Annotated in this window: 21 protein-coding genes; 10 read left to right on the top strand and 11 right to left on the bottom strand. The window is 62.6% G+C overall.

Going from position 1 to position 24,082, the window contains the following annotated elements; translation table 11 throughout:
- Positions 1 to 36: 36 nt before the first annotated feature.
- A complete protein-coding gene (locus G7047_RS23400) occupies positions 37 to 693 on the top strand; it encodes a TetR/AcrR family transcriptional regulator (protein WP_166310487.1) in 657 nt (218 codons plus the stop codon).
- A 68-nt stretch (positions 694 to 761) separates the two neighbouring features.
- Entirely contained in the window at positions 762 to 1,391 is a 630-nt protein-coding gene (locus G7047_RS23405; RefSeq protein WP_166310489.1) for a flavin reductase family protein, read from the top strand.
- A gap of 31 nt (positions 1,392 to 1,422) precedes the next feature.
- On the opposite strand, the gene G7047_RS23410 is transcribed toward G7047_RS23405, so the two are convergent.
- The 8 genes from G7047_RS23410 to mnmG all read right to left on the bottom strand — a co-directional run bounded on the left by G7047_RS23410 (position 1,423) and on the right by mnmG (position 9,194).
- Positions 1,423 to 2,211: an N-acetyltransferase gene (locus G7047_RS23410; RefSeq protein ID WP_240939232.1), complete on the bottom strand. Its 789-nt coding sequence runs from the start codon at positions 2,209 to 2,211 to the stop codon at positions 1,423 to 1,425.
- Positions 2,212 to 2,412: 201 nt separating this feature from the next.
- Positions 2,413 to 3,435 carry a peptidoglycan-binding protein gene (locus G7047_RS23415; protein ID WP_371813823.1) on the bottom strand — a complete coding sequence of 341 codons (1,023 nt, stop codon included), beginning with the start codon at positions 3,433 to 3,435 and terminating at the stop codon, positions 2,413 to 2,415.
- Between the two features lie 158 nt (positions 3,436 to 3,593).
- The gene (locus G7047_RS23420; RefSeq protein WP_166310492.1) at positions 3,594 to 4,541 is read right to left on the bottom strand and encodes a ParB/RepB/Spo0J family partition protein; all 948 of its coding nucleotides are present in this window, start codon (positions 4,539 to 4,541) and stop codon (positions 3,594 to 3,596) included.
- Between the two features lie 5 nt (positions 4,542 to 4,546).
- A complete protein-coding gene (locus G7047_RS23425) occupies positions 4,547 to 5,101 on the bottom strand; it encodes an alpha/beta hydrolase (protein ID WP_166310494.1) in 555 nt (184 codons plus the stop codon).
- Positions 5,102 to 5,118: 17 nt separating this feature from the next.
- Positions 5,119 to 5,889, bottom strand: coding sequence for a ParA family protein (locus tag G7047_RS23430; protein WP_166310496.1), 771 nt, complete (start codon positions 5,887 to 5,889; stop codon positions 5,119 to 5,121).
- Between the two features lie 24 nt (positions 5,890 to 5,913).
- A complete protein-coding gene (locus G7047_RS23435; RefSeq protein ID WP_166310498.1) occupies positions 5,914 to 6,528 on the bottom strand; it encodes a LysE family transporter in 615 nt (204 codons plus the stop codon).
- 39 nt (positions 6,529 to 6,567) lie between these two features.
- Positions 6,568 to 7,224 carry a 16S rRNA (guanine(527)-N(7))-methyltransferase RsmG gene (rsmG, locus tag G7047_RS23440; protein WP_166310500.1) on the bottom strand — a complete coding sequence of 219 codons (657 nt, stop codon included), beginning with the start codon at positions 7,222 to 7,224 and terminating at the stop codon, positions 6,568 to 6,570.
- Entirely contained in the window at positions 7,221 to 9,194 is a 1,974-nt protein-coding gene (gene mnmG, locus G7047_RS23445) for a tRNA uridine-5-carboxymethylaminomethyl(34) synthesis enzyme MnmG (RefSeq protein WP_166310502.1), read from the bottom strand. The genes rsmG and mnmG overlap by 4 nt, the downstream gene beginning before the upstream one ends.
- Positions 9,195 to 9,591: 397 nt before the next feature.
- Here mnmG and gstA point away from each other — a divergent pair, with 397 nt between their 5' ends.
- A complete protein-coding gene (gene gstA / locus G7047_RS23450; protein ID WP_166310504.1) occupies positions 9,592 to 10,197 on the top strand; it encodes a glutathione transferase GstA in 606 nt (201 codons plus the stop codon).
- Here gstA and G7047_RS23455 read toward each other — a convergent pair.
- Positions 10,190 to 10,405: a hypothetical protein gene (locus G7047_RS23455; RefSeq protein WP_166310506.1), complete on the bottom strand. Its 216-nt coding sequence runs from the start codon at positions 10,403 to 10,405 to the stop codon at positions 10,190 to 10,192. The genes gstA and G7047_RS23455 overlap by 8 nt on opposite strands.
- Between G7047_RS23455 and G7047_RS23460 the strand changes: the two genes are divergently transcribed.
- The 7 genes from G7047_RS23460 to G7047_RS23490 all read left to right on the top strand — a co-directional run bounded on the left by G7047_RS23460 (position 10,404) and on the right by G7047_RS23490 (position 16,358).
- Positions 10,404 to 11,159 carry an SDR family NAD(P)-dependent oxidoreductase gene (locus G7047_RS23460; RefSeq protein WP_166310508.1) on the top strand — a complete coding sequence of 252 codons (756 nt, stop codon included), beginning with the start codon at positions 10,404 to 10,406 and terminating at the stop codon, positions 11,157 to 11,159. The genes G7047_RS23455 and G7047_RS23460 overlap by 2 nt on opposite strands.
- Positions 11,156 to 12,505, top strand: coding sequence for a fumarylacetoacetase (gene fahA / locus G7047_RS23465; RefSeq protein ID WP_240939233.1), 1,350 nt, complete (start codon positions 11,156 to 11,158; stop codon positions 12,503 to 12,505). The genes G7047_RS23460 and fahA overlap by 4 nt, the downstream gene beginning before the upstream one ends.
- Positions 12,502 to 12,834: an NIPSNAP family protein gene (locus tag G7047_RS23470; RefSeq protein WP_166310510.1), complete on the top strand. Its 333-nt coding sequence runs from the start codon at positions 12,502 to 12,504 to the stop codon at positions 12,832 to 12,834. Before fahA ends, G7047_RS23470 begins: the two co-directional genes overlap by 4 nt.
- Positions 12,835 to 12,861: 27 nt before the next feature.
- Positions 12,862 to 13,431 (top strand): VOC family protein, encoded by a 570-nt coding sequence (locus tag G7047_RS23475; protein ID WP_166310512.1) that lies wholly within the window; start codon positions 12,862 to 12,864, stop codon positions 13,429 to 13,431.
- 39 nt (positions 13,432 to 13,470) lie between these two features.
- The gene (locus G7047_RS23480) at positions 13,471 to 14,457 is read left to right on the top strand and encodes a tripartite tricarboxylate transporter substrate binding protein (RefSeq protein WP_166310514.1); all 987 of its coding nucleotides are present in this window, start codon (positions 13,471 to 13,473) and stop codon (positions 14,455 to 14,457) included.
- A gap of 85 nt (positions 14,458 to 14,542) precedes the next feature.
- Positions 14,543 to 15,103 carry an NADPH-dependent FMN reductase gene (locus tag G7047_RS23485; protein ID WP_166310516.1) on the top strand — a complete coding sequence of 187 codons (561 nt, stop codon included), beginning with the start codon at positions 14,543 to 14,545 and terminating at the stop codon, positions 15,101 to 15,103.
- A gap of 130 nt (positions 15,104 to 15,233) precedes the next feature.
- Entirely contained in the window at positions 15,234 to 16,358 is a 1,125-nt protein-coding gene (locus G7047_RS23490) for an alkene reductase (protein ID WP_166310518.1), read from the top strand.
- A gap of 32 nt (positions 16,359 to 16,390) precedes the next feature.
- Here the strand turns inward: G7047_RS23490 and G7047_RS23495 are convergent, their stop codons facing one another.
- The gene (locus tag G7047_RS23495) at positions 16,391 to 21,901 is read right to left on the bottom strand and encodes a DNA repair ATPase (protein ID WP_166310520.1); all 5,511 of its coding nucleotides are present in this window, start codon (positions 21,899 to 21,901) and stop codon (positions 16,391 to 16,393) included.
- A gap of 80 nt (positions 21,902 to 21,981) precedes the next feature.
- Positions 21,982 to 24,054 (bottom strand): flotillin family protein, encoded by a 2,073-nt coding sequence (locus G7047_RS23500; RefSeq protein WP_166310522.1) that lies wholly within the window; start codon positions 24,052 to 24,054, stop codon positions 21,982 to 21,984.
- Positions 24,055 to 24,082 lie beyond the last annotated feature (28 nt).

Below are 24,082 nucleotides of genomic sequence, written 5' to 3' on the forward strand. Positions count from 1 at the left end.
GCTTGTCAGAAGCGCTCCAGCCGACTCGCCTCCAGCATGTCAGCTCCACCCACAGATGTCTCGGCCCGAAACTCCTACCACCATGGCGACCTGCGCATGGCCTTGGTGGAAGCAGGGGTGAGGCTCGCGCGCGAGGGAGGGCCGCCGGCCATCGTGCTGCGCGAGGCCACGCGGCGCGCAGGCGTGGCGCCGAATGCGGCTTACCGGCATTTCGCGAACCGGGAAGCGCTGTTCGAGGCAGTGCGCATGCAGGTGCTGCAGACGATGGCTCAAACCATCGAAACGCCACTGGCGTCAGCGAGACACATCGACGACGCAGCCCTGCGTGCACGCGCCATGCTGACGGCCGTGGGACGTGGCTATCTCGAATTCGCGCAGGCCGAGACAGGCTGGTTCCGCACCGCATTTGCCGTCAGCGATCTGGAACGGGATGCGCTCGCCGCCCAGAAACAGGATCTGCAAACGCACACGTCCGGCGGTGATCCGTTCGAGCAACTTGGCGAAGCGCTCGATGCGATGGTCGATGCGCATGTCCTGCCCGCTGCGCATCGCGCACAGGCCGAGTATCTGGCATGGTCCGCCGTGCACGGCATGGCCACGCTGATGATCGACGGGCCGCTGCGCCAGAGCACGCCCGAGCAGCGCATGGCGCTGACCGAACGGCTGCTGCTGATGGTCGAAAAAGGGCTTTGAGCGCCGCGCGTCACTGCGCCAAATGAACGGCTAGGATGGAGCCAACCAGTTCATCCTCTGCTGTCACCATGTCCAACGAATCCGAACGCTTTCACACCTACATTCCACGCGATGGCCACGGTTTGCCGCATGATCCGTTCAACGCCATCATCGGACCGCGTCCCATCGGCTGGATCTCCACGCAAAGCGCGGCGGGCGTGCTCAATCTTGCTCCCTACAGCTTCTTCAACGCCTTCAACTACACGCCGCCGATCATCGGTTTCTCCAGTCTCGGCAAGAAGGACACGCTGACCAACATTGAAGCGACGGGCGAGTTCGTATGGAACCTTGCCACGCAGCCGTTGGCCGAGGCCATGAACCAGAGCTGCGCGGCGGTGCCCCCGGAGGTGAACGAGTTCGCACTCTCGGGGCTCACACCGCTGGCGTCGCTGATCGTGAAGCCCCCGCGCGTGGCCGAGAGCCCCGTGACCATGGAATGCAAGTGCACGCAGATCGTGCAGCTCAAGGGCATCGACGGCGTGGCCGCACCGAGCTGGCTGGTGCTGGGCGAAGTGGTGACCGTGCACATTGAGCAGCGTCTGCTCAAGGATGGCATCTACGACACGGCGGCGGGCGAGCCCATACTGCGTGGCGGTGGTCCTGCGGACTATTTCAAGATTGAGGAAGCCCAGCGCTTTCGCATGTTCCGACCGCGCTGAACATCACGCGGCGCGCACACGAATGCACGCGTCAAAGCTGCGTGGAGAGGCATGCATCTTCGCGAACCAGCGTGCGCATCTGTGAGGTTTCCGCCAAGTGCTCGATATTCCACCCACGGGCAAGCAGCACGCGGCGAGTATTGAGATCATCCATGAGGCGTTCGTCATACACCTCTGTGCCGAGGTAGGTGAGCGTCTTGTCATGCAGATGCACATAGCCCTGCTCATAGTCGCGCGCGAGGCGATCCCAGAGCGCATGAGCCCCGTCCGACTGGCGCGCGCCCGTCATCAGGCACTGGCCGCCCTCGAGCGCCCAACGGTACACGGCCGTCGCCAGCCCTGTGCGCTGGTATTCTGGCGCGAACTTGGAGTGCGGCGCGCGCAGCACACGGTCGGCACGCTTGTTGATCTCGATGAGTCTGTTGAAGACCGTATAGCCCGCGAGCCGCTGTGCCAGCGTGTCTTCGATATAGACATAACGCTCGCCATCGGCTTCGCGAAAGTGCACGGTGAAGCGGGAGTCCTGGAGCAGCGGCAAATGCGCTATGCCGTGCATGGAGTCGCCGGGAGTGTGAAGCCGGTCGTGCAGCGACTGCAGCTCGTTTTCGATGGCCTCGGTGCCGGTATGCACGTCGATGCGCAACTCTGCGGGTCCGGGCCCAGCCAGTGGCGTGGGGGTCCGCTGGGTCCTCGCGGCCTCGGTCAGGCGGGCGACGGACACAGAAAGAAAGGAAAAGAAAAAGGATCCGGAGGCGTCAGGTTGGCTGCAGGCAGACGCAGGCAACCACGACGCCCAGAACGGGGGCAGTGACAGATGCATGAGACAGGAGCTCCGTTGAAACGACGGGCATCCTAGGCCAGATCGCCAACTATGTCGCCTATGTCGCACGGTTCAGGTGCGACAAGACGGCAGCGACTTGAACGCTTTGCTCAAAGGTGCATACCCCGGGATCTGGCACACAAAAAAGCGGCCTCGCGGCCGCTTTGGATCACCTGCAAGATGACTGGAAAGATGCGTCGGTCAGCGTGAAAGCGCGTCCACTGTCGCCTTGTCCAGACGGCCACTCTGGCTCAGACCCTGATCCTTTTGATAGGCGCGGATCGCGTTCATGGTCTTGGCGCCCATTGAACCATCGGGCACGACGTTGTAGCCCATCTCCTGCAGACGCGCCTGCGCCTCGCGCGTGGACATGCTGGCACCGGCACGTGTCTGCGATGGCGCTGCTGCGCCATCCACGCCCAAGCGGCCACCACCACCTAGGCCCTGCCCCTGCACCGACTGAGCACGGTAGCTGCGCAGGGCCACGACCATCTGGTTGTAGGCGTCCATGAACGCGGCCGTGATGACCTTGCCCTGAGCGGTGTTCTGGTATCCACCCAGACCACCCGCTGCCGATCCACCAAAAATTCCGCCAAAGCCCGCAAAATCGCTTTTGGAGGCACTTCCTTCAGAGGCCGAGACCTGCACGCCGGAGCGGTTGTCCACCAGCGTCAGCATGGCGCTGGCTTCGCGGGTCTTCAAGCTGCCGCCGATGGCCGCCACGGCCGCGCCGCGACCACCACCGATCAGACCGCCCAATGCCCCGCCGATGCCGCCTGCGTCACTGTTGGAGAAAATAATTTCGGGCGACATGGCGTAGTCGGATGCCACCATCTGGCCCTTGCCGAAATTGCTGCCACCGCGCATTTCACCCGAGCCCATGATCTGACGCTCACGGTCCATGGCACGCATGCCTGCGGCGCTGCGCTCGACGACGATGAAGCAGTTGGATTGCTGCACCAGCAAGCGCAGAAGATTGGCGGTGGGTGGAAGGCGGTATTCGTTGCGCAGGATGGTGTACCAGCCAGCATCCTGATTCTCGACCAGCGAGACCGTGCCAAGCGGCGCTTGACAGCGCTCTAGTTGGCTGCTCGCGTTGGCCGTGCTGGAGCCGCCTGCAGCACCCGTCGCCACTGTCTTGGACTCCGAGCTGCCCATCTTCATGTCGGTGGTTTCGCAACCGGTAAGAACGACTGCAGCACATGCGGCTGCGACCAAGGTCATGTGAGTTTTGCGCATCACGGACTCCCCTTCCATACGCTTGATTAAAGTGCGCTTGAACGGGGAGATTTGTTCCCGCTCAAAAATGACGGGAAATAATAGCGCTCAGACTCTTTTGATGGACAGTGTTTGCAATTTGTTTCTAGTAGAAACTTCTTGATTCAATTGGATTGATTACCGCGCAGCCGTTCGATCAGCCCATTGAGTGATTCCAGCGAGCCAAATTGAATGGCCAGTTCCCCCATTTCCTCAACCCGGCCATGGCGCTTGACGCGCTTCTTCACCCGCACCTCCACCTCGGCGGTAAGCAGGTCGGAGAGCTCTTCCTCGACTCGTTTCAGGTCACGGGTCTTCTCTTTCTTGGGCTTCTGGGGCTGCAGATTGAATTCCGCACCCAGCTTCTTAACCAGCGCCTCGGCCTCGCGCACCGACAGCTTCTTGGCCGCGATCTGGTTGCCTGCGGTGATCTGCGCGGCACGGTCGAGCGACAGCAGCGCACGGGCATGGCCCATGTCGATGTCGCCCGCCATGAGCATGGTTTGCACGGGTTCGGCCAGATTCAGCAGGCGCAACAGGTTGGAAGCCGCACTGCGTGAGCGGCCCACGGCCTGCGCAGCCTGCTCGTGCGTGAGGCCGAATTCGCGGATCAGGCGCTGCAGACCCTGCGCTTCTTCAAGCGGATTCAGGTCTTCGCGCTGGATGTTCTCGATCAGCGCCATCGCGGCGGCGGCCTCGTTGGGCACGTCGCGCACCAGCACCGGTACCTCGGTCAGACCGGCCAGCTTGGAGGCTCGAAAACGCCGTTCGCCCGCGATGATTTCGTACTTGCCAGCGTTCTCCCCATCCGCCAGCTTGCGCACCAGGATGGGCTGCATGATGCCCTGCTGCTTGATGCTCTCGGCCAACTCGTAGAGCGCGCCCTCGTCCATGCGCGTGCGCGGCTGGTACATGCCGGGCACCATCTCGGTCAACGCGAGCTTGCCTACGCCCTGTCCTTCGGCTGGCATGCCGTCCTTGATGGAGATCGCCATCGGGGCCTTGTCCGCCACCTTGGGGCCCAGCAATGCCTCAAGTCCGCGGCCGAGGCCCTTGGGTTTCTTCGTGACCATGTCGTTCAGTCCTTCTTTGTCTTGTTCTGCACCAGCGAATCCAGCAGCGCATGCCCTTCGGGCCAGTCGCCCAGACCCGATGCGGCATTGATATGTCCACAGGCTCCCGCGTCCACGAAGCGCGAGCCCCAGGCCTCGGCCAGCGCGGCTGCGCGCTCGAGGCTGCAATACGGGTCGTCCTGACTGCCCACGAGAATGCTCGGAAACGGCAGGGCCCGCTGCGAGATCGGACACCAGCCACGCAGCGGGCCCGCCAGTTCGGGGCGTTCCACATCGCCCGGAGCGACCAACAGAGCCGCCTGCACCTTGCCCACGTTGCGTGAATGCGCGGCCCACCAGGCCGTCAGAATGCAGCCCAGGCTGTGCGCCAGGAGCACGACGGGCCCTTCGGCATCCACCACGGTCTCTTCCAGCCGCGCGCTCCAGTCGCCACGCAGTGGATGCATCCAGTCATGCTGCTCCACGCGCTGGTAGCCGTACAGACGTTCCCAGCGGCTTTGCCAGTGCTCATCGCCCGAGCCTTGCCAGCCCGGCAGGATCAACATATTGCTTGCGTTCATGAGTGGTGCTACCCGGCTCACATCTTCTTGATGCGTTTGACCATTTCCTTCGCGAACTCGACGAAGGCCACACTGCCCTTGGCGTTCGCATCGAATACCACGCCCGGCAAACCATAACTGGGGGCCTCGGCGAGTCTCACATTGCGCGGAATGACGGTGTCGAACACCTTGTCGCCGAAGTGGTCCTTGAGTTGTTCGCTGACCTGGCTTTGCAGCGTGATGCGTGGGTCGTACATCACGCGCAGCAGGCCGATGACCTGCAGGTCGGGATTCAGATTGGCATGCACCTGCTTGATGGTGTTCACAAGATCGGTCAGACCTTCGAGCGCGAAGTACTCGCACTGCATGGGCACGACCACGCCGTTGGCGCTGCACAGACCGTTCAGCGTGAGCATCGACAGGCTCGGAGGGCAGTCGATCAACACGAAGTCATAGTCCTTGTCGACCGCTCCCAACGCCGCCTTCAGACGTTTTTCGCGCTGGGCCAGCGTCACCAACTCCACCTCGGCGCCCGCCAATTCCCGGTTGGCTCCGAGCACGTGGTAGCCGCACTCCTCAGCCCGCACAGCAGCTTCCTTGATCGACGCCGACTCGAGCAGCACATCGTAGACACTGAGTTCCAGCGCGCGCTTGTCCACACCCGATCCCATGGTGGCATTACCCTGTGGATCGAGGTCCACCAACAATACGCGCTGACCGATCTTGGCCAGGCCCGCAGCAAGGTTCACGGTGGTGGTGGTTTTGCCAACTCCACCCTTCTGATTGGCAATGCAGAAAATCTTGGCCATGCGATCTTTTCGAGGTGTTCGGTGTTATTTGGAAATGGCCAGCTTGACGCCGAAGCCAATGAGGAAAATGCCCGCAGTCTTTTCGAGAAAGGACACGATGCGCGGACTGGCACGCATGTGTTCCGCCAGGAAATGCGTGAGCACGATCATGATCGTGGCATAGATCAGCGTCAGCGTGGCGACCGTCGCGGCCATAGCGGCGAATGTGGTCAGCCCCTGATGCGTCTTCGGATTCACGAACAGCGGAAAAAACGCCATGTAGAACACGATGGCCTTGGGATTGAACAAGGTGATGATGGCACCCTGCTTGAAGTAGTGACGAGACTGGATGTTGATTACCGGCGCATCGCCCGGCTTGGCCCGCAGCATGCGCCAGCCCATCCAGGCCAGATACGCGGCGCCCAGCCACTGCACCGCATGAAAGGCCGCCGGATAGGCCGTCATCAGCCCCGCCACGCCGCCGACCGCCGCCCACATCAGCGCCTGGTCTGCGCAGATCACGCCAAAGGTGGAGGCGAACCCGCCACGCACTCCCCCCTTGCTGGTCGAGGTGATCAGCGCCAGATTCCCGGGGCCGGGAATGCACAGAAACAGGATGATCGCGGCGACGAACGCGCCGTAGTCAGCAATTCCAAACATGGGATGACCTACGTGCGGGAAGATGTTGATGACGTTAGTTTAAGGCACCGGCTTCATCCAGACGATGCAACGATCTGCATCAAGCGCGGGGACCTGTAGTTGTTCCACGTGAAACACTTCCACATCCGCCCCGAGCGAGGCGATTTCATCATGAGGGTGCTTACCCTTCATCGCGAACCAGATGGCGTGGTCGGCCAGCGTGGCACGCGACCAGGTCGTGAAATCGATCAGCGAAGCGAAAGCCCGGCAGCTCACGACATCGTACTTGTCGGTCAGCGTTTCGACCCGTGCATGGATGCCATGCAGGTTGGACAACTTGAGCGTAGCCGCCGCCTGGTTGATGAAGGCCGCCTTCTTGGCCACCGTGTCCACACAACTCACATCAAGCTGCGGGCAGCAGATGGCGAACACCACGCCCGGTAGTCCACCGCCCGAACCCACATCGAGCAGCTTTTCACGCTGCCCCTGCGGCATGCCCGCGAAGTGCTTCTGCAACGGCCTGACCGCAGCGAGGCTGTCCAGCAGATGGTGCGTGAGCATCTCCTGTGGATCGCGCACCGAGGTCAGGTTGTAGACCTTGTTCCACTTCTGCAGCACGGAAAGAAACTCCATCAGCTGCAAGAACTGCTGTTCACTCAGCTCAAGACCGAGGGTTTGCGCGCCATCACGCAGTTGATTCAACATTGCCTCGCTCATGCTGTAGTTTCCACAGGTTGGCCAGAGAGATTGCTGAACTCCTTGAAGCCGCCCCTCTTCAGATGCACCATCAGCAGCGAAATCGCTGCCGGAGTCACACCCGACATGCGAGAGGCCTGGCCCAGTGTTTCGGGTCGATGCTTCTGCAGCGTCTGGCGCACCTCGAACGACAGCGCTGCCACCTGCATGTAGTCCAGCTCTTCGGGCAGGCGCAGCTTCTCGAAATGTGCGGCGCGTTCGACCTCATCCTTCTGACGGTCGATGTAACCTGAATATTTGGCTGCAATCTCCACCTGCTCGATAACGGAGTCGCTGAGCTCGCCCAGCGTTTCACGTGAAACATCGGGGCTCACATACTTGCCACCATCCATGTTCGTGAGATCAACATAGCCTACGTTCGGGCGACGCAGCAGATCGAACAGGTTGTACTCGTGGTCGATGGCCTTACCCAAAACCCGCTCGGATTCCGTCGCTGGCAGATTGCGCGGATTCACCCAGGTCGCTTTCAGGCGTTCTGTTTCACGTGAAACAGCATCGCGCTTGCGACTGAAGGCGTCCCAACGGGCGTCGTCGATCAGCCCCATGTCGCGCGCTACCTCAGTCAACCGCATGTCCGCATTGTCCTCACGCAGCTGCAAGCGGAACTCCGCACGGCTGGTAAACATGCGATAAGGCTCGTTCACACCCTTGGTGATCAGGTCATCCACGAGCACGCCGAGATAAGCCTCATCGCGGCGCGGCACCCAGGCCTCCTGTTCGCGGCATTGCAGCGCGGCGTTGATGCCAGCGAACATGCCCTGGGCCGCCGCCTCCTCGTATCCCGTCGTCCCGTTGATCTGACCGGCGAAGAACAGGCCGTTGATCTGGCGCGTCTCAAAGCTGCTCTTGAGTGATCGCGGATCGAAGTAGTCGTACTCGATGGCGTACCCGGGACGCAGAATGTGCGCATTCTCCAGACCGACTATGCTGCGGACCAAGTCGTACTGGATGTCGAAGGGCAGGCTGGTTGAGATGCCGTTCGGGTAGTACTCGTTCGTGGTCAGGCCTTCCGGCTCGAGGAAAATCTGATGACTTTCCTTGTCCGCGAAACGGTTGATCTTGTCTTCCACGCTCGGGCAGTAGCGCGGGCCAACGCCCTCGATCTTGCCGGTGAACATGGGGCTACGGTCAAAGCCCGAGCGGATGATTTCGTGCGTGCGCGCATTGGTGTGGGTAACCCAGCAAGGCACCTGCTTCGGGTGCATCGCCGCGTTGCCCATGAAGCTGAACACCGGCACGGTGCCCTCGTTCACGCCACCGGGCATGCCGTCGCCGGGCTGCTCCCCGCACTTGGAAAAGTCGATGCTGCGGCCATCGATGCGCGGCGGCGTCCCCGTCTTGAGGCGCCCTTGCGGCAGCTTCAACTCCTTGAGACGCGCCGACAAAGACACGGCCGGCGGATCGCCCGCACGGCCCGCCGCGTAGTTGTTCAATCCGACGTGGATCTTGCCGTCGAGAAAGGTACCCGCCGTCAGCACCACGGTGCTGCTGCGGAACTGGATGCCGACCTGGGTGACGGCGCCGACGACGCGATCGCCCTCCACCATCAGGTCATCGACCGCCTGCTGGAACAACCAGAGATTCGGCTGGTTTTCCAGCATCTCGCGGATGGCGGCCTTGTACAGAATGCGGTCGGCCTGCGCCCGCGTCGCGCGCACTGCCGGACCCTTGGAGCTGTTGAGAATGCGGAACTGGATACCGCCCTTGTCAGTGGCCAGCGCCATCGCGCCGCCCATGGCATCAACCTCCTTCACGAGGTGGCCCTTGCCGATTCCGCCGATGCTGGGATTGCAGCTCATCTGGCCTAGCGTCTCGATGTTGTGTGAGAGCAGCAGGGTTTTGCAGCCCATGCGCGCAGCGGCGAGGGCCGCCTCCGTTCCGGCGTGACCGCCGCCAACTACGATGACATCAAAATTCTGGGGATACAACATGGAGTGCAACTCCGGGGGACGCGCTCGCCCGCCAACAACGAATCGTTCCCACCCGGCCGCGCACAGCTGGGTGGCTGGATCCGCATCGCCGTGTATGACTCCGCAGATCCATGAAACTGAAATGACCGACCTCAACAAGGCCGGAGAACCCGTGATTTTCCCACGCCCGGGCATTTCTGTCCCGGGCATTGCGCCTTCCGCCCCGAAAGCTTCGTGGGATGACTGCATGTTCCACGTGAAACAGCGTGTTCTTCGACCCAGAGATCTGCTCAAATTTTAAGCAAAATGACCAATGCATGGAAGAGAACGCACATCCAAGCAAGCCTGTTCAAGTCGGTATAGCATGTTCATCCGTTGACGTTTCATTTCCCTGACTGTTGAAGAAAAGGTCCTATTCATGAAGCTCTACTACTCCCCCGGCGCCTGCTCCCTATCCCCGCACATCGTGCTGCAGGAGCTCGGTCTGAAATACACCCCCGTTCTGGCAAGCACCAAGTCCCACAAGCTGCAAGACGGCACGGACTACTACACGATCAACCCACTGGGTTATGTGCCGCTGCTGGAGCTCGATGACGGCAAACGCCTACACGAAGGCCCCGCCATCGTTCAATATTTGGCCGATCAGGCTCCAGAGAAGAAGCTCGCCCCTGCCAACGGCACTTGGGAACGCTACAAACTTCAAGAATGGCTGACCTTCATCGGCACCGAAGTGCACAAGAACTTCGGCCCGCTGTTCGGGCCCAACTCCGACGAGGTCAAGAACGCCGCGCGTGACAAAATCGCCCAACGCCTTCAATACGTGGAGAATGAACTGACCGGCAAGCAATACCTCCTAGGCGACCAATTCACCGTGGCCGACGCCTATTTGTTCACCGTGACCAACTGGGCCGGTCTCACAGGTGTGGATATCTCCGGCTTCGCCAACCTCGGCAAGTACCGCGAACGCGTGGGCGCCCGCCCGGCGGTGATCGAGGCGATGAAGGCCGAAGGCCTGATCAAATAAGCGCACCGGCTCTCGTGCCGATCCCTGCTCCCGACAACGGCGTTCCCTGCCCCGGCTGGAACGCCGTTTTTCTTTGCCCGAACGGACCGGCATCGTCTCGTGTCCATTTATTGAACACCCGCCAGACTCGCGCGCGCACATCCCAAACAATCAAATTCATTTCTCCATCAAGGGCTCCGGCCATCGGCGCGGCCCTTTCGCTGAACATGAATTCAACACTGACAACCCGCCTGTCCGGCAAGATCGCCTTCGTCACCGGCGGCAGCAATGGCATCGGCGCTGCCACCGTGCGCGCCCTGGCTCGTGAGGGAGCAACCGTGGTCATCGGCTATCACTCCGGCCAAGACCGTGCCGAGGCGCTGCGGGCCTCCCTTGAAGGCGAACACCACACGCTGCAGATCTCGCTCGATGACACTGCCACGCACGCAGCAGCGGCCGCGTGGCTCGCGCAGCGCTTTGGCCGCCTCGACATTCTGGTGAACTCGGCCGGATACACGCAGCGCATCGCACACAGCGATCTGGACACGCTCACCCCCGCCCTGTTCAACGAGATCCTGCTGTCCAACGTCGGGGGCACTTACGCCATCGTCCACGCGCTGATGCCGCTGCTCAACGTGAGCGGCAGTGACGCGGTCGTGGTGAGCGTCTCGTCGGTCTCCGCCTTCACCGGAAACGGCAGCAATATGGCCTACTGCGCGGCCAAGGCGGCGCTCGACACGCTGACCCAGTCACTCGCCCGAGCGTTCGGCCCGGTGCGCTTTCTCTGCGTTTCGCCAGCCTCAGTGGACACCGACTTCGTCGCCGGACGCAGCCGCGAAGAGATCGAGAAAAAGGCCTCCAAAACGCCTCTGGGCCGTGTGGTGACGCCCGAAGACGTGGCGGACTCCGTCGTCGCCTGCGCGGCGCTGCTGCGCACCTCTACGGGCACCCGCATCGTGATCGACGGGGGGCATGTCCTGTGACCAGCGCCTTCATCAGCCTGAACGCGACGCATGATCCGCAACTACGCAGCTGGGTGGACAGCGCGAACGTCGCCGGATGCGACTTCCCGATCCAGAACCTGCCACTGGCCATCTTCCGAACCCAAGGAACGCATGAAGCCGTGCGCTGCGGCATGGGCATTGGCGACCAGATTCTGGACATCAGCGCCTGCCTGCGGCTCTTCACAGGCGATGCCCGCAAGGCCGCAGTCGCCTGCACCGAGCCGCACCTGAACGCGTTAATGGCCCTCGGCAACGGCGCCGCATCGGCCCTGCGCGCCGCGCTGTCCCACCTGCTCTCAGCAGGCAACGAGGAGCACCGCGCCCTGCTCACCTCGGCGCTGATCCCGATGAGCCGTGCCGAGTTGCTGCTGCCGGTGAAGGTCGCGGGCTACACCGACTTCTTTGCATCCGTGCACCATGCCACGAACGCCGGCCGCTTGTTCCGCCCGGATGCCCCGCTGCTGCCCAACTACAAGTATGTGCCCGTGGCCTACAACGGCCGTGCGAACAGCATTCGCGTGAGTGGTGACCGCGTGCAACGCCCATGGGGTCAGTTGAAAGCCGCAGACCAGCCAGCGCCGGTTTTCGCACCCGCGAAACGGCTCGATTACGAGGTCGAGCTGGGCATGTATATCGGCACTCCGTCGAAGGACGGCGAGCCAATCGAAGTGGCCAACGCTTGGGACCACATCTTCGGCTTCTCGCTGCTCAACGACTGGTCGGCACGCGACGTGCAGTCCTGGGAATACCAGCCGCTTGGCCCCTTCCTCGCTAAGAGCTTCGCGACCAGCGTCTCGCCTTGGGTGGTGACGGCCGAGGCGCTCGCTCCCTTCCGCATCGCCGTAGCGGCGCGCGCCGAGGGTGATCCAGCACCCCTGCCCCATTTGTTCAATGCCGTCGATCAGGCCCGCGGCGCACTCGACATCCGCATTGACGCAACGCTACGCACCACCCGCATGCGCGAGGTCGACGCGCCCGCGCATACGCTTTCGCGCTCCAACACCGAGACGCTGTACTGGAGCTTCGCGCAGATGGTCGCGCACCACAGCAGCAACGGCAGCGCCGTGAACACCGGCGACCTGATGGGCTCGGGCACGGTTTCCGGAGCGGGCCAGGACGCCCTCGGCAGCCTGCTTGAGATTACCCGTGGCGGCGCCGAAAGCATGCTGCTGGCGGCCACCGGCGAGCGCCGCAGCTTCCTTGAAGACGGTGACGAGGTGACGTTCCATGGCCGTTGCGAGCGTGAGGGCTTCGTGCCCATCGGCTTCGGCGTCTGCACCGGCTTGCTGCTGCCTGCGGTTTCACGTGAAACGTCGTCCACATGATCATCGAGGAACGCACCTACACCGCACTACCCGGCAAATGGCGCGACTATCTCGCGCTCTACGAGGCCGAGGGCCTTGCGATCCAGCATCGCATTCTCGGGCGCATGGTCGGCTACTACACAACCGAGAGCGGCCCGCTCAACCAGATTGTCCACCTGTGGGCCTACACCGATCTGAACGAGCGCGCCGCACTGCGCGCGCAGCTTGCGGCCAATCCCGACTGGCAGAAGTACGTGGCGCGGATGCTGCCGCTGCTGCAAAGCCAGGAATCGAAATTTCTCAACCCTGCCCCGTTCTTCACACCGATGTGGAACGAGCCCAAGGCCTGATCCCCAGGCCACTACAGGAGACACGACATGCTGTGCAAGAAACTGCATCACGCGGCCTTCCGCTGCAAAGACGCGGCCGAGACCGTGAAGTTCTACACCGAGGTGCTGGGCCTCAAGTTCTCGCACGCGATGGGCGAGGACCATGTGCCTTCCACCGGCAAATACAGCCCACACATCCACATCTTTTTCGAGATGGAGGACGGCGGCAACATCGCCTTCTTCGAATGCCCCAAGGACGATGGAGAACCCTCGGGTCGCGATGCCGCCACGCCGGGTTGGATCCAGCACTTCGCGTTCGAGGTGGAAAACCTCGCCGCAGTGCTCGAGGCCAAGAAAGACCTCGAAGCCAAGGGCATCAAGGTGGTCGGCCCGACCAACCATGATGACTTCATCACCTCGATCTACTTTTTCGATCCTTCCGGCCATCGTTTGGAGCTGACTGCGCGCACTTGCGACCCGTCCAGATACCGGATTTTCGAAAAAGAGGCCCCCGAAGTTCTCGCCCTGTGGAATCGCACGCATGATTGGTCCCAAAGAGCCCTGCTTTACGGGTCCCAGACCGGTTACGCACGCAAAGACGAGGCAGAATCAGTGTAAGTACGAATTGTTTCAATTGGCACCATAGGAGACACCATCTTGCCAAGCACACGTTCCTTCTCGCGTCGACATGTACTCACCGCAGGGGCTGCTGCCCTTGCCACGCCGGCCCTTAGCTGGGCGCAGGCGAGCTACCCCACCCATCCGGTCACACTGACCCACGGCTTCGGCGCCGGCGGCAACGCCGACGTGGTCGCGCGACTCATCGCGCAGAAGCTCTCTGAATCGCTCAAGCAATCCGTAGTCGTCGACATCAAGAGCGGCGCGGGTGGCGTCATCGCGAGCAATGCCGTCGCCAAAGCCGCACCAGACGGCTACAACCTCGTCATGCTCACGGGCGCCCACACGGTGTCCGCAGCGCTCAAGAAGAAGCTGCCGTATGACCCGGTGAAGGACTTCGCGTTCATCTCCACCGTCTCGGCGTTTCCGTTCGTGGTCGCCGTGCGCGCCGAGCACCCTGCCAAGAATCTGGCCGAGCTACTCGAGATGGCGAAGAAGGAACCCGGCCGCATCACCTTCACCTCGGTGGGCGTGGGCTCCACGCAGCACATGGTCGGAGAGCTCCTCGGCTCCACAGCCAACGTGCAGTTGATGCACGTGCCCTACCGTGGCGGCGGTGCGCCCGTGCAGGCAGTGATCGCAGGCGATGTAGACATCCTCACCGACACCCTCACCGTGGCCGCCCCGCACATCAAATCGGGCCGCCTGCGCGCGCTGGGCGTGACCAGCGCCGCCGAATGGCCCACCATGATGGGCGTGCCACCGGTCTCGGCCGTGCTGCGCGGCTTCGAGGTGCGTTCGTGGTTGGGTCTCGCTGCACCGGCCAAAACGCCCCAGGCGATCATTGACCGCCTGACTGGCGATGTGAACACGGCACTGCGCGGTGCCGACATTCAAAAGACGCTGTTCGACTCCGGCAGCATGGCCTCCCGCAGCACGCCAGCCGAATTCCGGCGCATGGTGGAAAGCGAAATCAAGCGCTGGCGCAATGTGATCACCAAGGTGGGCATTCCGCAGCAGGACTGAACCCGCACGCACCGCCCCAGCCACTCCACGGCCGCCGCGTATCATGCCCGGCGGCCTTTTTTCTCTTTCAGCATTGGAAACCCACATGGATATCGTCGGCATTTGCGGCAGCAATCGCGCCCAGTCCTTCAACCGCATGGTGCTCAATCTCGCAGGCGAATGCATGCCAGCACCGATGACGCTCAGCACGCTGGAGTGGGAAGCCGTGCCGCCCTTCAACGCCGACCTGCTCGCCAAGGGCTTCCCGGACACCGTGCAGGCACTGCGCGAGCGCATTCGCCGCGCCGATGGCGTCGTCATCGTCACGCCCGAGTACAACTTCTCCGTGCCCGGCATGCTCAAGAACCTGATCGACTGGATCTCGCGTGGTGAAGACCAGCCGTTCGCCCACAAGCCGCTCGCCATCCTCTCGGCCACCACCGGCCCGCTCGGCGGAGCGCGCGTGCAGTACGACCTGCGCAAGATCATGATGTTCATGAACGCCGCCACGATGGTGAAACCCGAGGTGTTCGTGGGCAATGCCGCACAGAAATTCGACGCCGACGCACAATGCACCGATGAACTCACCCGCAAGTTCGTCACCGCGCAGATGACAGCATTCAAGAGCTGGATCGAGCGCCAGCAGCGCGCCAACGCGCTCGCCTGATCGCTCAGGGGCTTGACAGGTCGAGGGCATGGACAAAGAAACAGCACGGTCGCGACTAGCGGAATAATTCAGGCATTGATTACCGTATCCGTATTCCTCCGTTCATCTCTCGCCGAGAAAGCAGGCCCCCATGACTTCCGCCACCCCCACGCTGTTCTCCCGAATTCAAGCGGGCGACCTTCAACTCGCCAACCGCATCGCGATGGCGCCGCTCACGCGCAATCGTTCGCCCAACGCTATTCCCTTGGCCATCACCGCCAAGTACTATGCCCAGCGCGCCAGCGCCGGGCTGCTGATCACCGAGGGTACGGCCATCGACCCATTCGCTCAGGGCTACGCCGATGTCCCGGGCCTGTATGACACCGAACAGCTCGACGGCTGGAAAAAAGTGACGGAAGCGGTGCACGAACGCGGCGGCAAGATCGTCACGCAGATCTGGCATGTGGGCCGCATCTCGCATGTCGACCTGCTGCCCGAAAGCCACCCCCCACTCGGTCCCAGCGCGATTCAGGCCAACACCCGCACCTTCGTCATCGACAAGGCCACTGGCAAGGGCCATTTCGTTCCGGTCTCCAAACCGCGCGAGCTCAAGCTCGAAGAGCTGCCGATGATCGTGCATTCCTATGTGCAGGCCGCGCGCAATGCCGTCGAAACCGCAGGCTTCGATGGCGTCGAAATCCATGCCGCCAACGGCTACCTGCTCGAGCAGTTCCTCAAGGATGGCGCCAACAAGCGCTCCGACGACTACGGCGGCTCGATCCCGAACCGCGCACGCCTGCTGCTGGAAGTCACCCGCGCCGTAGCCGATGCCATTGGTGGCGGCAAGGTCGGCATCCGGCTCTCGCCCGTCACGCCCGCCAACGACATCGTGGACAGCCATCCGCAGCCCGTATATGACTACGTGGCGAAGAAGCTCGCACCGCTGGGCCTCGCGTTCATCCACGTGATCGAAGGCGCCACCGGTGGACCGCGCGAGGTGGAGGGCCGTCCATTCGATTACGCCCAGTTCAAGAACAGCTACCGCCAGGCCGGCGGCAAGGGCGTCTGGATGGTGAACAACGGCTACGACGGCGACATGGCCGCCAAGGCCATTGCCAGCGGCCAGGCCGACATGGTGGCCTTCGGCAAGCTCTACATCGCCAACCCGGATCTGGTCGAGCGCCTGCGCGAGAAGGCCCCGCTCAATGCCTGGGACCAGACCACGTTTTACGGCGGCGGCGAGCACGGATACATCGACTATCCCAAGCTGGCCTGAGTCGCCACAAGCCAGCCCGTCCGCGACCGAGATTACTTCTCGCGGCTATCCACCTCGCTGCGCGCCATCGTGTTGAACGCGTTGTCGATCTCGTCGGCGCGCAGCGTGGGTTTGCCCGAACGGCGCAGCGCGTCGATCTGCTCCTGCATGCGCGTGGCCACCTGCATGAGCACGCGGTGCAGCCCGAGCTGCTGGCGACGCGAATGTTCGAGGTGATCCGCCACCGGCTGCATTGCCGTTTGCACCAGCCCCCCTAGAAGCTGCGCAGAGCGCTCGGCGGCCTCCGCCGCACCCTCACCCCTACCGCCCTGCGTTGAACGCGCCAGCGCCTCGCTGATGCGCTGCAAGGACTCATCCGAGGCCCGCTGGGCGCTCTGCAGTTGCCCTAGCAACTCGCTCCACTCGCTCGCCGACTGTTTGGCCTGCGCCTGCTGCATCTGGCCGAGCCGCGTGAACAGCTGCCCCTGCTTGTCGGCCTGCGTCAGGCTCAGTTCGCTGCTGCTTTGCTGCGCCGTCGCCAATTCGCGCGTCGCCGCGACCAGATCGACCAGTTGCGACGCCACCCGCGTGCCCGCATCGGCGCCCGCACCGCCCATGGCCTTCTGGCGCAGAAACTCGGTCCGGATATCGTTCCAGCGCGTGGACTGCTCCGCATTCAGCGCACCGCGCAACTCGCGCAGCTTGAGCAGGTTTTCCTCCGCGCCCGTGGTCAGCATCTGCGCCTCGCCTTGGTAGTGGTCGTCGAGCATCTGCTGCATCTCGGCGTCGTTCATCACCGGCGTGATCTTCTCCGAGAGCTTGTTCATGTTGCGATAACTGCCCTGCAGCTTGAACGGCGGTTCCTGACGGTAGTTGTCGTCCTGCGCGGCGCTGGCGATGTACTGCTGGTTCACGCGGAACACCACCTCGCGCACCTTGAGCATCCGCACCAGCGTAGCCTCGATCTCGCGCAGCTCGGCAGACGAGTATTCGTAGCTCAGCGCGTTGCTCGATACCTCCTTGCCCCGCGCCTTGTCGATCAGCAGATACAGGTCCTGCAGACTGCGCGTGGCCATCGGCGCGAGCACCGCGTTCGACGTCATGCTGTTCTCGATGTAGCTGAGCTTGAAGACCTCTTCCATGCCGCCGAGCACGTCGCCGAGGTTGTAGATGTCCGCACGGTTGGCGAGCATGTCGGGGATCTTGAAGACCTCTCCCGACTCGGTGTACGGATTGCCCGCCATCACCACGCAAAAGCGCTTGCCGCGCAGATCATGCGTGCGCGTCTGGCCGCGCCATACGCCCTCGATGCGGCGGGTGCCGTCCGACAGCGAAATGAACTTCTGCAGAAACTCCGGATGCGTGTGCTGGATGTCGTCGATGTACAGCATCACGTTGTTCGCCATCTCGAGCGCGAGATTGAGCTTCTCCAACTCCTTCGCGGCCGTCGCATCGGGCGCCTGCGCGGGGTCGAGCGAGCGCACCGAATGGCCGAGCGCCGGGCCATTGATCTTCATGAAGATCAAGCCGAGACGACTCGCCACGTACTCCATCAGCGTGGTCTTGCCGTAGCCCGGGGGTGAAATCATCATCAACAGGCCCATCTGGTCCGTGCGACGGCTCTCGCCCACCGCGCCGATCTGCTTGGCGAGGTTGTCGCCGATCACCGGCAGGTAGCTTTCGTTGATCAGCTTGTTGCGCACGAACGAGGTCAGCGGCTTGGCCTTGAACTCCTCCACGCGAATGCGTTCACGATACGACTTGAGCACCTGCTGGCGCAGCTGCTGGTAGCGCTCGAACTGCGGCACGAAGATGCGGAAGTGGTGCGCCGCGCGCATGCCGAGGTCGTCGATCTGCAGCGTCATCCGCCCGTTCGCGATGCGCGGGTGCTGGCCGAGCAGCCCGTGCACCGACGTGCGCAGATCGACATTGCTCACCGCGCTCGGCACATGGCTCGCACAGGTCAACCACGAGGCCGCCTCGCCGCAGTAGGCGAGCAGCGCATCGCCCTCAGGCGTTCTGAGCGCCTTGCAGGCCGTCTGCAGCCAGTGCAACGCGCTGCGCCAGCGCTCGGAAAGCGGCGCCACCTGGTTGCGGTGCTGGCGATCATCGCCTCGCCAGTAAGCCTGCATATCGTCCCACTGTGTGGGGTTCTGCGCATCGCTTTTGAGCGCTGCCTGCAGCGCCGCCACGGCCGATTGTCCGTAGCTAGAGAAGTGAAAACGCAGCGCCTTCTGCGCGAGCTCGGCCTGCAGATAGTTGGCAGCCGCGCGGACCAGACCGTCGATGTCGCCATGCGCCGAGAGGCCATTGAACACCTCGAACAGACCGCGTTCTTCGGCGAATGTGCGCAGTTGGGTTCCCACGTCGGCCTGCAGCGCCTGCAGCTCGGCCTCGCTCGCGAACAGCGTCTGCATGGACTGCGCATGCTGTGCGCGGCGCGACCACTGTGCAATCGCGACGGCCAATTGCGGCTGCTGGATGCGCTCATGCTCGCTCCAGAACAGCACCGCGAGTGCACGCGCATCAGGCCCATAGCGCAATACGCCCGCCGCATCACGCAGCGGCAGCAGAGCCTGGATAATCAGCGCCGCATCATGATCGTGGATGCCGCGCTCGTAGCCTTCGCGATATCGCGGCGCAGCGAATTCGCGAATCGCCTGCGTGAGCGCGGCGTTGTCAATAGCGAGTTGCTTCAGGCGCGCATCGTCCCAGCCATCGGTGCGATTGTGTGCAGCCAGCACCACGCTGAGCGCGAGGTATTCGCCGCGATAGAACTCGGGCGACTCGGCCAGGGTGGATACATCCCAGTAAGCCTGCAGTTGCACAAGTTCAGGGCTGTCCACCGCCTCGAAATATTCGGTGCCCACCAGATGCAGGAACAACTCACCGTTGCGCGGCAGCAGCGTGAGTTCCAGATCCTGATTGCCCACGCTGAACTTGTGCCGCCCGAGCTTGATGACGTTACCACCGCCTTCGAACAGATCGGTGCGGTCCTGCAGCGAGCGAAAGGCCTGATCGCGCAGCGTCTTCACGCGCGTATCGATGTCGTCGGCCTTCACCGGGTCGAAGAGTTCGGTACGCAGCCGCTGCGCCAGCTCCTTCAACTTGGTGATCAGCGGATCACCCGCAAAAAACGCGTGCAACGCTTCGCTCGATGCGAGCTTCTCGGTGCGCTTGGGCAGGCTCTGCACAATGCGCAAAGCTGCGTCGAGCACGCCCTGAGCACGGCGCTGGCGCGCGTCCGCAAGCGACTGGCGCTGCGATTCGAAGGTCTCGAGCAGCTCCTCGCGCTTGGCGACGATGTCGGAGAGGAACTGCTCGTGCTCACCGAACTGCCCTTCGATTTCCTCAAGCTGCACCAACAGGCGCGCCAGTTGCTCGTCGCATTTCTCGGGCGTCTGCGCGAGCCCCAGCGCGTTGACGATGCTCTGCGAAAACAGCGCCAGCTGCGCCGCAAACTGTGCAACGTTTTCCGAACTGCCCAGGCTGCTTCTGCGCTGCTCGGCACGCGCGCGCACCTGATTGAGACGCGAGTAGATCACCGAGATCCGGTCCACCACTTGGGTACGCTGCGTCGCGTCATCGATCTTCAGGCCGCCCATCAGCTCGGAGAGCATGTCGAGCGCCGTGGAGATGCGAGTCATCTCGCCAAGCGGCTCTTTCAGCTGCACCACCGTGGCCGCCGCCTGCGCCTGCTGGTCGAGCTTCTGCAGCTCATCCACATACGGCTGCAGCGCCGCATCAGTGGCGATGAAGGCCGCCGTACGTTGCGATACATCGCCCTGCGCCTCGTTCACCGTCGTCACCATCGCGTCGATGGCGGCGGTGTCCACATAGCGCAGCTCGCGCGTGGACATCAGCTGCCCACGCAGACGCGCCAGTTCTTCAAGCGCGCCGACGTGGTCGTCCACCGTCTCCCAGTCGCTGGTACGCACTCGCTTGAGCAGCGCCGTGTGCTGGGTCGACACATCGCTCATCGCGCGCGTCGACGTCTGGCGGATGCTCTCGACCTTCTCGTACTCGTCGATCACCGCATCGCCGGTCGCGACGATGCCGTGCAGCACCTCGTTCATCGCGGCGAGCGGCGGCGTATTGATCCACTGATGGCGCTCGAACAGCAGACGCGTCGTGTCGATCAGCCGCTCATAGCGCGCAAGCGACACCTCGGGCGCGGCGATTTCCTTGCGCACGCTGTAGAGGTCGGACACGCCGCTGACCAGCTCGGCATTGCCGATGCGGCCGAGAAAGCTGTCCTTCTGCGGCTGGCGTGCGGCGAAGTCTTCGGACGCGAACGGCGTGCGCCAGATCTGCATCGGATGCACGCGCGTGGCCTCGTCGCCATCGGCCGCAAAAATCACGATGCGGCCGTCTTCGAGCCGCGCATAGCCGTGGCAGACGATGGGCGGCTGCAGCGCGCGCTCGATCAGGTTGTATTTGAAGAGCGCCATGCGGCCGCTCTCGGGTTCGTAGAAGATGTAGAGCACATCCTCGCCGTTGGGCGAGCGGATGCTGCGGCGAAAGCGCATACCCTGCATGTTCTGCTCGAACGAACGGTGCTCACCGTTCTGCAGGTAGTAGCCGCCCGGAAAAATGATGCCGTGGTCGTCGGGCAACTGGATGCAGGCACCTGCAATCGCGTCCATGCGCAGCACCTGGCGCGAGAGCGTGTTGAAGATCAGATAGCGCCACTGCTCTTCGCGATATGGCAGGATCTTCAACAGGATCATGCTGCCCACCGCCGCGTATTCGAACACCGCGTCGTCGAGCGACTGATTGGCTTCCAGCACCGGCTCGCTGTAGATGCCGAGGCCGTCGTTGGTGTTGTTCTCGACCTTCACCGTGAGTGTGCCGCCCAGCGTCTCGACGAACACCTTGTCGAGAATATTCATGTGCGCATAGCGGCCTTGCACAGCCTGTTCGCGCCCCGCACGCTGCCATTCGAAATCGTAGGCCGCAGGCGGCTCGATGTCGCGCTCGCCGCGGTTGTCGATGTACTTGACAGTCTTTCCGTCCGGCGAGATCGACCAGCGGAACACCCGCGTGTCGGTGATGCGCTCGCCGATCTGGAAGCTCGCGAGCAGCTTGCCGTCGCGCACGACGAGCTGCATCAGCCGCGTGTTCTTGTAGTACGCATAGAGCTCCTGGAAGTCCTGCACGAAGCTCTGGATGCCGAGAAAGCTGTCCTTGAGCTCCACCGGCATGACCTCGTAGCCATGCTCGGTCTCCTCAAGCCGGTAGAGCGCGAACACGTCTTCTACCCGCGTGGCCTGCTTGAGGCCCATGAAGACGTTGTAGCCGAAGAGCAGCAGGTCACCGACCTGCGTGACGTCACGGCCCACGCAGTTGTTTTCAGTGCGCACGCGCATGCGCCCGATGACTTCCATCTGGCTGCGGCCAAACTCTTCAAGGCGATCTTCGTTGAGCTGGCGCACCAGCGATTCGAGCGTCTCGCCTTGTGCCGCCAAGCGCTTGGCAAGCACTTCATACGAGCCACCGCTGGCAACGGCCTGATCAACTACGGAGGTGGGCTGTTGGTCGGTTGGATTTGGCGATTCAGACATCGTGTTCACGCGCTTTCACATGCGTTGAAATTCGGCGGTATTCACTCCCTCTCCCGAAAGCGAGAGAGGGGGATAAGACATCAAGCCGCTGGCGGCTGGTGCTTGTCGTCGGATTTGCCGTGACCCAGTAACGAGGTCAGATCTCCCTTGCCGCCGAGGAACTTGCTGAGCAGTTCCTGCACGATCGGGCTCTTGCCCGACACGCCTTCAATCGCCTTGCCCACCGACAGCGCCTTGGCGAAGTTGTCGAAGAACGCGCCTTCGCCGCCCACGATGTCGATGTTGGCCTTGCTGAGTGCAGAGGACAATACCTCGGCCTGTTCCTTCGCGACCGTTTTGTTGGCCTCGATGGCGGCCAGTGCCTGCTCGAAATTCTTCTCGAGCTGCATGCGGAACTCTTCGTGCGAGCGCGCCTGATCCGAGAGGCCGCCGAGCGCAGTGAACTTCTCGGTCAAACCCTTGGCTTCGGCGAAGAACTTTTCGCGCATCACGTCGGCTTCCGATTGGCCTACGTCGCGGGTCACGACAGCCTTGGTGTTACCCACCTGCGCCTCGCCGCGTGCCTGTGCGAGCAGGCGCTCTTCGAGCACCTTGGCATCGGCAAGGCCCTGCTTCTCGTTGGCGTCCGCTGTGGCTTCGATCACGCGGGCATGCGCCAGACCCTTTTCCTGCTCGCCCTTGGCTTCGGCGATCAGACGCTCGGCGATCACCTTGGCCTGCGCCATGCCTTCCTTCTCGATGGCGGCGGCGGTGACTTCGCGCACCTTCGCATCGGCAAGGCCTGGTGCGGCGCGCTCGACTTCGATGGCTTCGGCCATCTTCTTCTTGGCCTCGGCCGTCTTGCCCGCAGACTCCAGCTCGGCCTGCGCCAGCGTGGTCACTTCCACCGCCTTGTGGCGCGATGCAATTTCGTCGGCCTCGGCCTTCTTCACCTGACGCACCAGGTCTTCCTGAGCTGCAGCCTCTGCGGTGAGCACGGTGACTTGCTTCATGCGATCCGCTTCGGAGACCACGCGCACTTCCTTGATGCGCTCCTCTTCCTGCGCCACGGTTTTTTCAACCGCCACGCGCTCGCGGATCACGTTGGCGATGTTCGCCTTCTCGACTTCGATGGCCTTTTCCTTGTCGATGCGTTGCAGTTCCACCTCGCGCTGACGCGAAACGATTTCCAGCTCCTTGGCACGCGTGACCTTTTCCACTTCGATCACCACCGCGCGCTCGCGGTTCTGCTGCGCCACGGCCACTTCACGCTGGCGGTTTTCTTCGCGGATGTCGAGCTGCTCCTGCGTCTGGATGCGGGCCTGCTCGGCCTTCAGGCGCTCTTCTTCCTGCACCTTCTGGGTCTCAGCCTGCTCGCGTGCCTGGATGGTTGCGATCTCGCGCTTCTGGCGAGCCACTGCATCAGCCTGTTGGCGCTCAAGGGCCAGCATCGACTCCTTGGTTTCCGTGTTCTTCTTGGTGATGGCGAGCTCGGCATTGCGCTCCAGCTCATTGGTCACGATGTTCTGTTTGGCCGTGAGTTCGGTGATCTTGCGGATGCCTTCGGCGTCCAGAATGTTGTTGGGGTCGAGCGAGGACTTGGAGGTCTGCTCCAGGTAATCAATCGCCACGTCTTCCAGCACATAACCGTTCAGATCATTGCCGATCACATGAATGATCTGGTCGCGGAAATCCTGGCGGTTTTCAAACAGCTTCACGAACTCCACCTGCTTGCCGACGGTCTTCAGTGCTTCAGAGAACTTGGCGTTGAACAGCTCGTTCACAGCCACCTTGTCGGACGCGCGATCCACGCCGATGGACTTGGCCACCTTGAGCACGTCTTCCGAGGTTTCGTTCACCCGCAGGTAGAACGCCACGGTGATGTCGGCGCGCATGTTGTCCTTGCAGATCAGGCCTTCCTTGCCTCGCCGGTCGATCTCCAGCGTGATCAGCGAGATCTGCATGAATTCCTTCTTGTGGATCACGGGCAGAACGAGACCGCCGGTGAACTTCACCTTGGGCTGCGAGGTCGTGTCGTTGATGATCAGTGCCGTGCCCTGCGGGACCTTGATGTAGAAGGCCTTGACCATGGCGAGCATGGCGAAGATCAGGACGACGATGACCGCAACGGTCACGCCGAGAACGATGTACCACTCGGAGAAGTTCAAGCTCATGGTTTCAGTCCCTCAAAAAGAAAAGCGG

The sequence above is a fragment of the Diaphorobacter sp. HDW4A genome (assembly GCF_011305995.1).
GTDB lineage: Bacteria > Pseudomonadota > Gammaproteobacteria > Burkholderiales > Burkholderiaceae_C > Diaphorobacter_A.

What these genes read in the sequence shown, in the direction of transcription:
- G7047_RS23400 (WP_166310487.1), top strand. Translation starts at nt 37, where the DNA reads ATGTCAGCTCCACCCACAGATGTCTCGGCCCGAAACTCCTACCACCAT.
- G7047_RS23405 (WP_166310489.1), top strand. Translation starts at nt 762, where the DNA reads ATGTCCAACGAATCCGAACGCTTTCACACCTACATTCCACGCGATGGC.
- G7047_RS23410 (WP_240939232.1), bottom strand. Translation starts at nt 2,211, where the DNA reads ATGCATCTGTCACTGCCCCCGTTCTGGGCGTCGTGGTTGCCTGCGTCT.
- G7047_RS23415 (WP_371813823.1), bottom strand. Translation starts at nt 3,435, where the DNA reads ATGACCTTGGTCGCAGCCGCATGTGCTGCAGTCGTTCTTACCGGTTGC.
- G7047_RS23420 (WP_166310492.1), bottom strand. Translation starts at nt 4,541, where the DNA reads ATGGTCACGAAGAAACCCAAGGGCCTCGGCCGCGGACTTGAGGCATTG.
- G7047_RS23425 (WP_166310494.1), bottom strand. Translation starts at nt 5,101, where the DNA reads ATGAACGCAAGCAATATGTTGATCCTGCCGGGCTGGCAAGGCTCGGGC.
- G7047_RS23430 (WP_166310496.1), bottom strand. Translation starts at nt 5,889, where the DNA reads ATGGCCAAGATTTTCTGCATTGCCAATCAGAAGGGTGGAGTTGGCAAA.
- G7047_RS23435 (WP_166310498.1), bottom strand. Translation starts at nt 6,528, where the DNA reads ATGTTTGGAATTGCTGACTACGGCGCGTTCGTCGCCGCGATCATCCTG.
- rsmG (WP_166310500.1), bottom strand. Translation starts at nt 7,224, where the DNA reads ATGAGCGAGGCAATGTTGAATCAACTGCGTGATGGCGCGCAAACCCTC.
- mnmG (WP_166310502.1), bottom strand. Translation starts at nt 9,194, where the DNA reads ATGTTGTATCCCCAGAATTTTGATGTCATCGTAGTTGGCGGCGGTCAC.
- gstA (WP_166310504.1), top strand. Translation starts at nt 9,592, where the DNA reads ATGAAGCTCTACTACTCCCCCGGCGCCTGCTCCCTATCCCCGCACATC.
- G7047_RS23460 (WP_166310508.1), top strand. Translation starts at nt 10,404, where the DNA reads ATGAATTCAACACTGACAACCCGCCTGTCCGGCAAGATCGCCTTCGTC.
- G7047_RS23455 (WP_166310506.1), bottom strand. Translation starts at nt 10,405, where the DNA reads ATGTTCAGCGAAAGGGCCGCGCCGATGGCCGGAGCCCTTGATGGAGAA.
- G7047_RS23470 (WP_166310510.1), top strand. Translation starts at nt 12,502, where the DNA reads ATGATCATCGAGGAACGCACCTACACCGCACTACCCGGCAAATGGCGC.
- G7047_RS23475 (WP_166310512.1), top strand. Translation starts at nt 12,862, where the DNA reads ATGCTGTGCAAGAAACTGCATCACGCGGCCTTCCGCTGCAAAGACGCG.
- G7047_RS23485 (WP_166310516.1), top strand. Translation starts at nt 14,543, where the DNA reads ATGGATATCGTCGGCATTTGCGGCAGCAATCGCGCCCAGTCCTTCAAC.
- G7047_RS23490 (WP_166310518.1), top strand. Translation starts at nt 15,234, where the DNA reads ATGACTTCCGCCACCCCCACGCTGTTCTCCCGAATTCAAGCGGGCGAC.
- G7047_RS23495 (WP_166310520.1), bottom strand. Translation starts at nt 21,901, where the DNA reads ATGTCTGAATCGCCAAATCCAACCGACCAACAGCCCACCTCCGTAGTT.
- G7047_RS23500 (WP_166310522.1), bottom strand. Translation starts at nt 24,054, where the DNA reads ATGAGCTTGAACTTCTCCGAGTGGTACATCGTTCTCGGCGTGACCGTT.